The sequence below is a fragment of the uncultured Desulfovibrio sp. genome (assembly GCF_910584445.1).
In the GTDB taxonomy this organism is placed as follows: Bacteria; Desulfobacterota; Desulfovibrionia; order Desulfovibrionales; family Desulfovibrionaceae; genus Desulfovibrio.
Genome location: NZ_CAJUBO010000012.1, coordinates 14,032 through 27,759, shown reverse-complemented (window position 1 = coordinate 27,759; position 13,728 = coordinate 14,032). Strand labels below are relative to the sequence as shown.

Below are 13,728 nucleotides of genomic sequence, written 5' to 3'. Positions count from 1 at the left end.
TTTCAATGCGCCCAGAGCAGTTCCGCGTACTTGGGCAAAGGCCACTCGCCGTCGTCCACCAGCCGTTCCAGCGCGTCCGCATGCGCGCGGCACACGGCCATGGCGGGCAGGACGACATCGCGCGCGGCCCTGGCCTGCGCCAGCGCGTCGGGCGCCTGCGCCGCCGCCGCAAGCGCGGACTCAAGCTCCGTCACGCCCGTCTGGAGCGCGTCCGCATGCGCGCGGATGGCGTTGAACTGCGCTTCCTCCTGCGGGCAGGCCGCCTCCCCGGTCACCGCGCGCGTCTTGAGCAGCACGTCCGCGGCCCGCGCCTGGGCCGCGCGCGCCGGCGGCAGGATCTGGCCGCGCGCCATGTCGGCCAGGATCTGCCCTTCGATACGCACGGTCTTGGCGTAGCTTTCGAGCAGGATCTCCTGCCGGGCCGTCATCTCGCGCTCGGTGAGCACCCCGTGGCGCAGGAAGACATCCATCACGTCCGGGTCGGTATAGCGCTCCAGCGCGTCCACGGTGGTGCGATGGTTGGGCAGCCCGCGCCGGGCCGCCTCTTCCGGCCAGGCGGCCGCATAGCCGTTGCCGTTGAACACCACGGGCATATGCTCCCGGAACAGGCGCGGCAGCAGCTCCTGAAGAGCGGCCGTGAGGTCCGCGCCGTTGGCGAGGGCCGCCTCCAGTTCCGTGGCGATGTCGTCCAGGGCGCAGGCCACGGCCGCGTTGAGGGCAATGTTCACCGGCGCCACGGACTGCGAGGAGCCTACGGCGCGGAATTCGAACTTGTTGCCCGTGAACGCGAAGGGGCTGGTGCGGTTGCGGTCGGAAAGGTCGCAGGGCAGCGGCGGCAGGGTGGACACGCCCACTTCCATCACCGGCGCGCGCTCCGTGGCGGCGTGCGCGCCGCTGATGATGTTCTCCAGCACCGCCGTGAGCTGTTCGCCCAGATAGACCGAGAGGATGGCCGGAGGCGCCTCGTTGGCGCCCAGGCGGTGGTCGTTGCCCGCGCCGATGGCGCCCAGGCGCAGGGCCGTGGCGTGCCTGTGCACGGCGCGCAGCACCGCGGCGAGAAAGACGAGGAACTGGGCGTTGTCCTGCGGGGTGGAACCGGGGTTGAGCAGGTTCTGGCCGTCGGAATCGCAGAGCGACCAGTTATTGTGCTTGCCGCTGCCGTTGACCCCGGCAAAGGGCTTTTCGTGGAGCAGGCAGACAAAGCCGTGCCGCCCCGCCAGGTGGCGCATCATGTTCATGGTGAGCATGTTGTGGTCGCAGGCGAGATTGGCGTCCTCATAGACCGGGGCGATCTCGAACTGGCCGGGGGCCACCTCGTTGTGCCGGGTCTTGGCCGGGATGCCCAGGGCCAGCAGCCCGTTTTCCAGATCCTGCATGAAGCTCATGACCCGGGCCGGGATGGCGCCGAAATAGTGGTCCTCCATCTCCTGTCCCTTGGGCGACGGCGCGCCCACCAGGGTGCGCCCGGCGAGCATGAGGTCGGGCCGGAGCGCGGCAAGATTTTTATCCACGAGGAAGTATTCCTGCTCCGGCCCCACCATGGGCCGCACGCCCGTGGCCGAACTGTTGCCGAAGAGCCGGAGCACGCGCAGCGCCTGGCGCGAGAGCGCCTCGATGGAGCGCACGAGCGGGATCTTGCGGTCCAGTGCCTCGCCCGAATAGGAATAGAAAAAGGTCGGGATATGCAGCGTTGCGCCGTAGGGACCGTCGATGATGAAGGCCGGGGACATGGGGTCCCACGCCGTATAGCCCCGCGCCTCGAAGGTGGAGCGGATGCCGCCCGAGGGGAAGGAGGAGGCGTCCGGCTCGCCGCTGATGAGCATCTTGCCGGAAAATTCGCTGATGCCGTGCCCGTTGGCCGCCGGAGAAAGAAAGGCGTCGTGCTTTTCCGCCGTAAGCCCGGTCATGGGCTGGAACCAGTGGGTATAATGCGTGGCGCCGCGCTCCATGGCCCAGTCCTTCATGGCATTGGCGACCACGTCCGCGATCTTCGGGTCAAGACGCGTGCCTTCGCGCACGGTCTTTTCCAGTGTGCGGTACACGTCCCTGGGCAGGCGGCGGCGCATGGCGTCAAGGCCGAACACGTCGCGGCCGAAGAGCGCATCGGCGTCGCCGGAACGGGCGGCATCCGCGCGCGCGGAGGTGTCGGAGGAAGAACGCGGGGCCGTGGCATGGGCGCGGGCAAGGGCCTGACTGCGGGGAGAAGACATGGGAGACTCCTTTGCAAAAACATGAAGGGTTGGCCGCGAAATCACAGGGCATCCACGCCGCGTTCGCCGGTGCGGATACGCACGGCATCCAGCACCTCGCTGACAAAGATCTTGCCGTCCCCCACCTGGCCGGTGCGCGCCGTGGCGACGACCGCGGCGATGACGCTCTCCAGCGCCTCGTCGTGGACGACCACCTCGATCTTGACCTTGGGCAGGCAGTCCACCTGCACCGTGGCGCCGCGATAGACCTCCGTGTGCCCGCGCTGGCGGCCGAAGCCGCGGATCTCCGCATAGTTCAGGCCATGGATGCCCAGACGGGACACGGCATCCCTCACGGACTCGAACATGCCCGGCCGGATGATGATCTCAAGCTTTTTCATTCTCTCGTTCTCCTGCGGGCGGCGCCGGAGCCGGTGCCATGCATCCGGACCCGGCATTGCCGCGCCGCGGTTGGGCAAAAACGGTTCAGAGCGAATATCCGCGTTCGTTGTGCTCGCTCAGGTCAAGACCGAGGAACTCGGCCTCGGGCATGACGCGCAGCCCCACAAGGGCGTCCACCACGCGCAGGATGCCACGGCTCACCACATAGACGTAGGCCCAGGTGGCGACGACGGAAACGGCCTGCACCCAGAGCTGGCGCGGGTTTCCGTACAGCAGGCCATCCACGCCGTTGACGGCGGCGGTGGCGAACAGCCCGGTGGCGAGCGCGCCCCAGGTGCCCCCCAGCCCGTGGATGCCCACCACGTCCAGCGCGTCGTCATACCCCAGGCGGTTCTTGAGCAGCACGCCGCCGTAGCAGACCATGCCGCCGATGAATCCGATGAGCATGGAAGGCAGCAGCCCCACAAAGCCCGCGCCGGGCGTGATCGCCACCAGGCCCGCCAGCGCGCCGGAAACCGCGCCCAGGCTGGTGGGCTTGCCCGTGCGCTTCCACTCCACGAGCATCCAGCCGAGGATGCCGCACGCCGAGGCGAGGTGCGTGGTCAGAAGCGCCTGCCCGGCAAGCATGCCCGCGGCAAGGGCGCTCCCGGCATTGAAGCCGAACCAGCCGAACCAGAGCAGGCCGCCGCCCAGAAGGGTCATGGGCAGGTTGTGGGGCAGACCGCCCTGCCGTCCGCTGGCGAGCCGGGGACCAAGCGCCTGGGCGCAGGCGAGCGCGCCCGCGCCGGAGGCCATGTGGACCACCGCGCCCCCGGCAAAGTCCACGGCGCCCATGCGCGCCATCCAGCCGCCGCCCCAGACCCAGTGCGCCATGGGCGCATAGGCGAAAATGAGCCAGAGTCCGGAAAACAGGAGCACCGCGGGGAAGCGGATGCGCTCGGCATACGCGCCGGAAACGAGCGCCACGGTGAGCACGGCGAACATGCACTGGAAGGCCACAAAAACCGTGTGCGGCAACGCGGAAGCCGCGGGCGCGGCCGTGCCCTGCACCCCGTCAAGCGCGAAAAAGGCGAGGTTGCCGATGACGCCGCCCACATCCTCCCCGAAGGCGAGCGTATAGCCGATGATTGCCCAGAGCGCCGTTGTGAGGCCAAGGCTCGCATAACTGTGCATGTTGGTGGACAGGACGTTGCGGACCCTCACCAGGCCGCCGTAGAACAAGGCCAGCGCCGGCGTCATCAGCATGACCATGGTGGCGCAGATGATGACAAATCCCGTATCGGACGCATTCATGCCCCAAAACCCCTCGAAGTTTCGCCTTCTCGTTCGCTGGCGCGGACAGCGGCAGGACGATCCGGCAGACCCGTCCCTCTGGGCATAAACCATGCCAGGGTCCGAAGCGGCGGGGCTTTTTAGGGCAATACTGTGTTTTTGTTTGAGAATTTTCCGCAAATATCCCGTGTGGCCGTCGCGGCACGGCCAGGAGGGCGCAGGGGGAGAGAAAAAAACGACAAAAAGGTACTTAATGTCCCCTTACCGGGGGAGATCCGGGGCGCGCGCCGCCGATGATCTTGAAAAAAACCTGTATTTACAAGGAAATATATTTCTCCATGCAAAATCTGCATTTTTGTCGTTTTCTTTCAGGGCATGCGCGCGCGGCAGCCTCGCGGGCCAGCGAACAGCCACGGGATAAGGCGTCGGCAAGGAGCCATCAAACAAATCGACAAAAATGTAGATTCAATGCCCCGTCCTGCACGCGGAATACCGCCGCCCCCGAAAGCTCTTGTAGCTGATGCCGTATTTTTTCAGGCGCAGGGCCATGACGCGCTCCGTAAGCCCCAGGGCGGCCGCCGCCTTGCCCATATGGCCGCCGCAGGACTCCAGGGCCTCCTCGATGCTGGCGCGTTCCACCTCGTCCAGGCGCGCGGCCAGGCTGCCCCCGGGCAGGGAGGCGCCCCCACCGCCCCGGCCGCCCGCGGGCGGCTCGCCGGAGACGCGCGGCCCATGGAGCGCCGGGGGAAGATGCTGGGGCAGCACCACGCGCCCGGAACCGAGCAGCAGGGCGGCCCGCTCCATCACGTTCTGGAGTTCCCGGACATTGCCGGGCCAGGCATAGCGCTGGAGCATGTCCATGACGGCCAGCGAGAGATGCGCCCGGCCGTGGCCGCCCCCCGCCGAGAACTGGCCGAGAAAGTGCGCCGCCAGCGGCAGGATGTCTTCCTGACGCTCGCGCAACGGCGGCAGGAAGATGGGAAAGACATTGAGGCGGTAAAAGAGGTCGCGGCGAAAGCCGCCCTCCGCCACCATCCGCTCGAGGTCGCGGTTGGTGGCGGTGATGATGCGCACGTCCGCCCGCAGCGTCTCCATGCCGCCCAGACGCTCGAAGACCCGTTCCTGGAGCACGCGGAGCAGCTTGGCCTGCGTCAGGAGCGAAAGCTCGCCCACCTCGTCCAGAAAAAGGGTGCCCCCGCGCGCCAGCTCGAAGCGTCCCTTGCGCGTCTGGGCCGCGCCGGTGAACGCGCCGCGCTCGTGGCCGAAAAGCTCGCTTTCGATCAGGGTCTCCGGAAGGGCCGCGCAATTGAGGGAAACGAAAGGCCCCCCGGCGCGCGGGCTGGCCGCGTGGATGGCCCGGGCGGCCAGTTCCTTGCCCGTGCCCGATTCTCCCTGCAGGAAGACCGTGGCCGGTGAAGGGGCCACCTGGGCGATCTGGGCATAGACCTGGTGCATGGCCTCGGAATTGCCCACAAAGCCGCGCGGACGCTCCCGCGCCGGGGCGGACTCGGCCATGCGGTCAAGGCTTTCCAGCGCCGTGTGCGCCAGCAGCGCGGCGATGATCTGCAAAAGTCGCAGCTCGTCTTCCAGCGTGGCCGCGTCCACGGGTTGGTGATCCACCGAGAGCGCGCCCACCACCTGGTCATGCAGCCGGATGGGGACGCAGAGGAACGAGACCCGCTCGCGCTTCAGGTCGCGCGAACGGGTCCTGTTGAGAAAGAGCGGTTCCGAACCCGCATCGCAGAGGCACATGGCGCGGCCGCCGGCAATGACGCGGCCGGTGACGCCCTCCCCCTGAAGATAGCGCCCGCGCCGCCGCTCCGCCGGATTCAGCCCGTACGCGGCATTGATGCGGATCTCGCCGCTGCGCGGGTCCACAAGCGTCACCGTGCCGTGGATGAGGGGCAGATGCGCGGCCATGAGCGCGAGCGCCTGCTCAAGGCTTTCCGCCACGTCACCGTCACTGTTCACCAGTTCGACAAGCTCACGCAAAAGCGCCAGCTGGGAGGCGGGCGCAAATGCCGCCGCGGCGGCGCACGGAACAGGCTGAAGATCGGACATGCGGCAGGCTACCGCAGGCGCGGGCGACAGACAAGGGCCGCCGGTGCGAACCCGGCGCCGGGGGAAACGACGGCAGGTCCCGGCACGACGTTGCCCGCACCAGCGCTCACGGACGAAAAAGCCCTTGCGGCCGGTAGCGCAGGAAGTGTCGTCAAAAACTGACAACCTATTGAAATTATTGTGGATAACAAAATGTATAAAAGTAAAATTCTCTAATAAAATCAATAGGTTGTTATCAATAATAACGACACGTTCTCGTGCCCATGGCTGTGGTGTGCGTTATAAAATTTCATCAAGCGCATCGCTCACTTCGCAAAGCAATGAATCAACTTCCACAGGGTCATACGTTTTCATAGGGAATGAATGCTGCGGAAGTGTGAAATTTTTCCCCGTTTTTTCATTGAAAATAACCGTTATTGGCGTCCCCTCCGTTGTAAAAAATTGCCCTTCCGGCGTAGTTTTCTCTTCGTAACTGAACGCAAACACAGCTTTGACATTTTCAAACTGAGTAGCACGGGGAAACATGGCGAAGGCGCAACTCCGCTTCCCATGCCCAGAAATACCGCCGTACACTTCAAACAATTTGTCCAGAACCTCTTTCACGTTCATTTGCTTTGCTCCTTTTCAACTTACCGTCTAAGCCACTTTTCTATCATTTCCAAGATTGCTTTTTCCGTGGCGTGAGCCATCCGGCAGGTACTCGGCAAAGTTGTAGCTCGCCCTGACGCGGTTGCGTTCCCCGTGGGCAAGTTGTCGCTCAATCCAGTCCCGATTGTAGCCCTGTTCATTGAGCAGCGTTGAAGCCAGAGAACGGAAGCCGTGGACGGTCATCTCCTCCTTGCCGTAGTCAAGCCGCCGCAACCCGGCAAGAAGGGCATGCCTGAAATGGGTCGGGATTCAGCGCGCATGCTGGGGATGAGGTAACGTCCGCCGCCGGTGTACTGCGCGAGGTCGCGCACGATTTCCACCGCCTGCCCGGCTAATGCCCTTCCAGAGTTGCGCTATGTGCCCAAAAGCAAAGCCCTCACGGGCGTTGCCGTAAGGGCTTGAAATATTGGTGGGTCGTGCGGGGATCGAACCTGCGACTCTCTGCTTAAAAGGCAGATACTCTACCTACTGAGTTAACGACCCATTCGATAATCGTAAAATTCTTCGATTCCCCTGTCAAGCACATGGCGACGCGGGCGGAGGCGGGCGGCGATGGTCTCCACCAGTTCCGGCAGGTCCGCCACCGAAGAAATCACATAGTGCGCCCCGGCCTCGCGGAAACTGCGGGCCAGGGCCTCTTCCCGCCGGGCGAGTTCCTGGGCGGGCATGGCCGCGGCCTCCTCCGCGGTAAGGCCGAGCGCATTGCTCGTGCGCGTGACCGCCACGCTCCAGTGTCCCGCGTTGAGTCCCTCCTCGATGTCGGCCACGGTATCGCCCACCTTGAGGACGGCTTCCTGCGGGTGGACGCCCAGGCGCATGCAATTGGTCTGGCACATCCACGGCCAGGGACGCCCCGCGGGCACCTCGTCGGCCGGGACCACGCAATCGGGCGCATACCCGGCGGCGGCGGCGCGCGGCAGCAGGTTCTCCATCATGGAGCGGCTGTAGCCCGTGCAGGAGCCGATCTTCACCCCCATTTCGCGCAGGCGGGCCATGGCTTCCACGCAGCCGGGCACCGGCTCGGCATAATCGGCCAGGGTGCCGGGCATAAGCTCGGTCACGGCGGCGAAGACCGCATCCACATCGGCATCATCGGGCGCATGGCCGCTACGTTCCCGCCAGAGGGCCGCAAGGCGCGGCATGTTCAGCATGGCCGCCACATGCTCGCGCTTTTCGCGCCCCATGGGCGCGCGCACCTCGGCGGTCTCCGGCTCCAGGCCGAAGCGCCCGAAGGCGCGGGTGAACACCGCCACCGGCCCGCGGCAGCCATGATCCACCGCCGTTCCGGCCCAGTCGAGAATGACGGCCTGCACAGGCCCGACATACGGGCGGCCACGGCGCACAAAGGGTTTGCTTTCCATCTGCGGCTCCTCGCGCTGAAAAAAGGAAAGAGGCGCGCCACCCGCAGGCGGCCCGCCCCTTCTTGCGGCGGGCCGCCGCCGAAGCGGCGGCCCCCATGTCCGAATCCTGTCCCTTATTTGGGGAAGTACTTCTTGTCCAGCTTTTCGTACTTGGGCAGATAGCGGGTGGGCAGCGCCAGGGCGTCGCGACGGAAGGGCGGCGCAAGGCGGGTGCCGTCGGTCATGACTTCGATGACGGCCGGACGACGGTTCTTGCGGGCCGTGTTCAGGGCGTCGGCGAGGTCGGCCTGGGTGTTGACGGTGTAGCCGTCGGCGCCCATGGCGCGGGCGATGTCCGCATAGGACTTGGACCAGATGTCCGCGCCCACGAAGCGGTTGTTGTAGAAGTCCACCTGGTTCTTCTTCTCGGCGCACCAGGCGCCGTTGTTGTACACGGTGGCGATGACCGGCAGGTCGAACTGGCAGGCGGTGGGCACTTCAAAGAGGCTCATGCCCCACGCGCCGTCGCCGGCGATGGACAGCACGGGGTTGTCCATCTTGGCTTCCTTGCAGTAGAGCTGGGCGCCGAGGGCGGCCTGATAGGCGAAACCGGTGTTGCCGAAGGTCAGCGTGGCGATGTCGCGCTTGGGATTGCGGAAACGCAGGTAGCTGTTGGCCGTGGAGGAGGTGTTGCCGATGTCGGTGGTGACGATGGCATCGTTGTCATAGACGAACTTGCCGACCACTTCCAGGGCCTTGCGGGGATGCATGCGGCCCTCGAGGGTGGGTTCGGCGGCGATGGCGTCGATCTCCTTCTGCCAGGCCTCAAGCTCGGCCTTGACCTTGGCGATCACGGGCGCGTTGTCGCGCTCGGGCATGGCTTCCTTGAGCTGCTTGAGCAGTTCCACGGAAGCGTCCCTGGCGTCGGCGCACAGGCCCACGGTGATGGGGTGGGTCTTGGCGATGTGCATGGGGTTGATGTCGATCTGGACGATCTTGGCCGTCTTGGGGAAGTAGTTGATGCCGTCCTGGGGCAGGGTGCCGAAGTAGGACAGACGGCTGCCGATAGCCAGGATGACGTCGGCCTTCTCCATGAGGCGCATGGCCGCATGGGAACCCATGTAGCCGATGGGTCCGGCCCAGAGCGGATTGTCCGCCGGGAAGGCATCGTTGTGCAGGTAGCTGCACGCCACGGGCGCGGCGAGATGCTTGGCGAGCTGGGCCACCACGTCCACGCAGTCGGCATCGACGACGCCGCGGCCGGAGACGATGACCGGGTTCTTGGCGCTCTTCAGCACTTCGACGGCGTGCTTGAACATTTCAGGATTGCCGATGCCGCCGGGGGCCACGCGATACTGCGAGGGCTTGAGGATCTCCTCGTTGATCTCGCCGTAGAAGTAGTCACGCGGGATGTCCACGAGCACCGGGCCGCGCATGGCGTAGGCGGCGCGGAAGGCCGTGCGGAGCACGTCGCCGGCGCGGCTGGGATGCGGCACGCGCAGGGAGAGCTTGGTGATGGGCTTGAAGATGTCCCAGGTGTCGCATTCCTGGAAGCCGTCCCAGCCCACGGAGGCGGAGCCAGCGCTCGGGGAGATGACGATCATGGGGGTGTGGGCCATGTTGGCGGTCGCCACGGCGGTCACATAGTTGGTGATGCCGGGTCCGTTCTGGCCGATGACCACACCCGCCTTGCCCTTCATGCGGGTGTAGGCGTCTTCCATGTGGCCGGCGGTCTGCTCGTGGCGCACGGAGATAAAGTCGATACCGGCAGCCGGGAAGAGGTCGAGCAGATCCATGTAGGCGGAACCAAGGATACCGCTCACATGGGTGACGCCTTCCTCCACAAGGACTTCGGCCATGGCCTCGCTGGGAGTCATTTTGGGCATGATCACTCCTCGCTTTCGCGTTGGGTAAGAAAGTGACTGGACACCCCGGAGTGCCGGCGGCAACGCCGCGAGATCACATTCCGCCGGGGAACCACATGCAATTGTGCCGGAAGGAGCAAAGAGCGTGCCGGAAGCGCCTTGCCACCGGCGCGCAGGCAGCCCCGCAACTTTGCAGGAGAATTTTCCCGAACCCGGCACGGCGGCGTCCGTGCGGGGGTGGTGTCATGTCCGAAATCATGGACACTTCTGTCCATATATGTCCAGAGAACAAGACATGCCTGCCCATGCGCGCCACGACGCGGGAAACGCCGGACGCCGCCCCTCGGGGAATGGGGAGAAACGGCTCCAACGAACCGGACGCCGGTCAGCGGCCGGGGCGGGACCCCGCATGGCGCCGACCGCGAAGACCCGGCGTTGCGACAGACGGGACGGGAAGGACCGCCCCGGGGTGTGAGGCTATCCCTCGCCTCCGGGCAGGTCCTTGACCGCGCCGTCCATCAGGCGCTCGAACTCGTCCAGATGGCGCACCACGACCTTGTGCAGCGCCCAGAGCGCAATGAGATTGGGGATGACCATAAGCCCGTTGAAAAGGTCGGCCAGCTGCCAGACCAGGTCCACCTGAAGGCAGGAGCCGGCGGCCACGAACAGCACGGCCAGGATGCGGTAGACGCCCACGCCGCGGCCGTTGCAGAGGAAGCGCACGTTCTGCGCGCCGAAGAAGTACCAGCCCACGATGGTGGAAAAGGCGAAAAAGAAGAGGCAGACGGCCACGAAGATGCCGCCGAAGCTCCCCATGTCCACGGCATAGGCGGCCTGCGTCAGGCGGATGCCCGTGGCCTGCCCGGCGCCGGGCACGAAGATGCCCGAAACCAGGATGACCATGGCCGTGAAGGTGATGATCACAAACGTGGTGAAGACGCCGAAAATGGCGACCAGGCCCTGCTGGCAGGGGTGCTCCACCCTGGCTACGGCATGGGCATGGGGGGTGGAACCCATTCCGGCCTCGTTGGCAAAGAGGCCGCGCGCCACGCCGTAGCGCATGGCCTCGCGGATGCTGATGCCCGCCGCGCCGCCGAAGACGGCCTGCGGGTCAAAGGCCGCAGCGAAAATGAGGCCGAAGGAAGGCAGGATGGCGTCGGCATGGCTGGCGAGCACATAGATGCCGCCGGCAAGATAGAGGACGGCCATGGTGGGCACGAGCTTTTCCGTCACGCTGGCGATGCGCCCCACGCCGCCGAAGAAGACCAGGGCCGCCAGGGTCGCCACGACGCCGCCGATGAGGAGCTTGTCCACCCCCAGGGCGCTGTTGAACGCCTCGGCGATGGTGTTGGACTGCACCATGTTGCCGATGAAGCCCAGGGCCACGATGATGGCAATGGAGAAAAAGACGGCGAGCGGGCGGTATCGGGCGCCCATGCCGCGCGTGATGTACCAGGCGGGTCCGCCCACCACATGGCCGGCGCTGTCGGTGGTCTTGTATGCCTGGGCCAGGACGGCCTCGGCAAAGATGGTCGCCATGCCGAAAAAGGCCGCCAGCCAGAGCCAGAAGAGCGCGCCCGGACCCCCGAGCACCATGGCGGTGGCCGTGCCCGCCACGTTGCCCGTGCCCACCTGGGCGGCGATGGCCGTTGCCAGGGCCTGGAAGGAACTCATGCCGCTCTTGTCCGCCCGGCGCCCGAAGAGGCTGGCGCCGCCCATGAGATAGCGCAGGGCCAGGCCGAACTTGCGTACCTGCACGAAACGCAGGCGCAGGGTATAGAACAGGCCCGTGCCGCACAAAAGCGGGATGAGGAAGAGCGTGCCCCAGAGAAAGCTGTTGAAGTCGGTGACCCAGTGCGTGAGGGCTGTCATGGCGTTCTCGTTGCTAGGGAAGGGGGAAGCGCGGCAGGTCCGCGCGGAGCCAGGCCCTAGGGTTTGCATCTATCAATGTGGCTGCTGGCTTGGGATGTGGCAGTTTGTGCAATGCCACAATCATCCGTCAAAAACAGCCTTGCGTTGCTGTCCATTTGCGTAAGCCGCGCTTCGCGCGGCAACGCAAACGCGCCGCGGCGTGCCCTCCGGGTGGCTTTCGCGCCGGCCTGACGCGTTGCGGACGATGCCCGTACCTCGCTTCGCTCGAACGGGCACGGCGCTTCGCGCCGCCTTCGGTCGCGTCACTGTGCGATTTTTGTCGGTCATGTACTTGAGTACACTCCCTCCAAAAATCTCCCATTTCCTTGTCGGCGCAAAAAATTCTTATTTTTTAGGATCCTTGCGGCGACAGCCCCCGCCCGAAGCGGAGCCGAGGGCGGTCTAGCGGAAAAACCTCTTTTCCTCGCTGAAAAAACAATAACAGAGTTTTTTCAATAAGGTCCGCGCTAGTCGATGGCGTGCCCCTGGGCGCGGTATTCATTGAGCTTGTTCCGCAGGGTACGCACGGAAATGCCCAGCAGCTCCGCCGCCTGGGTGCGGTTGCCCGACGTGGCTTCCAGTCCCTTGGCGATCATGATCCGTTCCATCTCGTGGAGCGGGATGACAGGCCCGGCAAGGTGCGCGGGGCCGCCGGACTGTGGCGCCCGGGGGGCGGCGTCCGCCGTGCCCGGAGTCCCCGGCGCTCCCGGCGCGGCCGCCGGGACCGCATCGTCCGCGGGCGCGGCCTCGCCGTCCTCTTCCGCAAAGAGCGGCCAGTCGTCATTTTCCAGCAGAAAATGCGCGGGCTGGATGGGACGCCCGTTGGCGAGCAGGACGGCGCGCTCCATGAGGTTCTGCAGTTCGCGCACATTGCCGGGGAACGCGTAGCCGCGCAGCCACTCCACGGCGGCGTCCGAAAGCGGCGAGGCCGCAAGCCCGTACTCGCGGACATACATATCCACAAAAAAGCGCGCGAGGTCCAGCACGTCATCGCCGCGCTCGCGCAGCGCGGGCAGGCGCAGGGGGATGACGTTGAGGCGGAAATAGAGGTCCTGGCGGAACTTGCCCTGCCTGACCCAGTCGTCCAGGTCGCGGTTGGTGGTGGCGAGCACGCGCACGTCCACGCGCACGGTCTCCGAGCCGCCCACGCGGTCGATTTCGCCCTCCTGGAGCACACGGAGAAGCTTGGCCTGAAGGGCAAGGTCCATTTCCGAAATCTCATCCAGCAGGATGGTGCCGCCGCCGGCCAGTTCAAAACGGCCGAGCTTGCGCGCGATGGCCCCGGTGAAGGCCCCCTTTTCGTGCCCGAACAGCTCGCTCTCCAGCAGATGCTCCGGCAGGGCCGCGCAATTCACGGCCACAAAAGGCCCGCGCGCGCGCTTGCTCATGGCGTGGAGATAGCGGGCGAACATTTCCTTGCCTGTGCCCGACTCGCCGGTGATGAGCACCGTGGCCCGCGATGGCGCCACCTGCCGCGCCAGCCTGAGCACCCGCTCGATGGCCGGATGCGTGCCCACGATCTTCGGAGCGCCCTCGCCCGGCGCGGGCCGGTGCCCGCCAAGGGTGGTGGCGTCCGGCACAGGCGCGGGCCTGCGCGGCTCGCGCGCCACGGCCATGACGCGCTCCACATCCAGCGGCTCCAGCCAGTAATCGCGCGCGCCAAGGCCCATGAGGCGCTCGGCCTCGGCCGGGCTGCCCCTGTCCGTGATGACGATGACCGCCGGGAAATTGGGGTCCTCCGCGCCCACGGCGAGCAGATCCTCCACCCGGAAGCCCGGCAGGGCGGGACGGGCGAAGATGACCCCCGGACCGGACTTGCGAATGAAGACCGAAGCGCCCTTGAGCGTTTCGGCAATGCCGACTTCAAACCCCGCGTCCCGCAGTTGCGGAAAAACAGCGGTCACGGCCTGTGCGGGCGCGAGAAAGAGCAGGCGTCGGTTGGACATGGGCCTCTTTGTATCGTTTCATGCCGCGCAATGCAACACGGGGGAAGGCCCGGCGCCCGCTCCCCGCCCGACGCTTTTTCCTTGACAGGAGACC

The 13,728-nt window shown here is 65.9% G+C and carries 10 protein-coding genes and 1 tRNA gene; all 11 read right to left on the bottom strand.

The annotated features are described in order from the left end of the window. Positions 1-2: 2 nt before the first annotated feature. The 11 genes from QZ294_RS07050 to QZ294_RS07000 all read right to left on the bottom strand — a co-directional run bounded on the left by QZ294_RS07050 (position 3) and on the right by QZ294_RS07000 (position 13,634). Positions 3-2,210: a glutamine synthetase III gene (locus tag QZ294_RS07050; protein ID WP_297048358.1), complete on the bottom strand. Its 2,208-nt coding sequence runs from the start codon at positions 2,208-2,210 to the stop codon at positions 3-5. A 41-nt stretch (positions 2,211-2,251) separates the two neighbouring features. Beyond that, entirely contained in the window at positions 2,252-2,590 is a 339-nt protein-coding gene (locus QZ294_RS07045) for a P-II family nitrogen regulator (RefSeq protein WP_297048357.1), read from the bottom strand. Between the two features lie 85 nt (positions 2,591-2,675). Then, on the bottom strand, positions 2,676-3,884 hold the full coding sequence (locus QZ294_RS07040) for an ammonium transporter (RefSeq protein WP_297048356.1): 1,209 nt from the start codon (positions 3,882-3,884) through the stop codon (positions 2,676-2,678). Positions 3,885-4,328: 444 nt separating this feature from the next. Further along, positions 4,329-5,924 (bottom strand): sigma 54-interacting transcriptional regulator, encoded by a 1,596-nt coding sequence (locus QZ294_RS07035; protein WP_297048355.1) that lies wholly within the window; start codon positions 5,922-5,924, stop codon positions 4,329-4,331. A 279-nt stretch (positions 5,925-6,203) separates the two neighbouring features. Continuing rightward, positions 6,204-6,533 carry a hypothetical protein gene (locus tag QZ294_RS07030; protein WP_297048354.1) on the bottom strand — a complete coding sequence of 110 codons (330 nt, stop codon included), beginning with the start codon at positions 6,531-6,533 and terminating at the stop codon, positions 6,204-6,206. 27 nt (positions 6,534-6,560) lie between these two features. Next, positions 6,561-6,755, bottom strand: a complete 195-nt coding sequence (locus QZ294_RS11005) for a hypothetical protein (RefSeq protein ID WP_366140547.1) — start codon at positions 6,753-6,755, stop codon at positions 6,561-6,563. Between the two features lie 224 nt (positions 6,756-6,979). Then, a tRNA-Lys gene (locus QZ294_RS07020) sits at positions 6,980-7,055 on the bottom strand. Next, positions 7,046-7,933, bottom strand: coding sequence for a phosphonoacetaldehyde hydrolase (gene phnX / locus QZ294_RS07015; RefSeq protein ID WP_297048352.1), 888 nt, complete (start codon positions 7,931-7,933; stop codon positions 7,046-7,048). The genes QZ294_RS07020 and phnX overlap by 10 nt, the downstream gene beginning before the upstream one ends. A 113-nt stretch (positions 7,934-8,046) precedes the next feature. Continuing rightward, positions 8,047-9,798 (bottom strand): sulfoacetaldehyde acetyltransferase, encoded by a 1,752-nt coding sequence (gene xsc / locus QZ294_RS07010; RefSeq protein WP_297048350.1) that lies wholly within the window; start codon positions 9,796-9,798, stop codon positions 8,047-8,049. A gap of 456 nt (positions 9,799-10,254) precedes the next feature. Beyond that, positions 10,255-11,649: a sodium:alanine symporter family protein gene (locus QZ294_RS07005; RefSeq protein WP_297048348.1), complete on the bottom strand. Its 1,395-nt coding sequence runs from the start codon at positions 11,647-11,649 to the stop codon at positions 10,255-10,257. Positions 11,650-12,155: 506 nt separating this feature from the next. Beyond that, positions 12,156-13,634, bottom strand: a complete 1,479-nt coding sequence (locus QZ294_RS07000; protein ID WP_297048346.1) for a sigma-54 dependent transcriptional regulator — start codon at positions 13,632-13,634, stop codon at positions 12,156-12,158. Positions 13,635-13,728 lie beyond the last annotated feature (94 nt).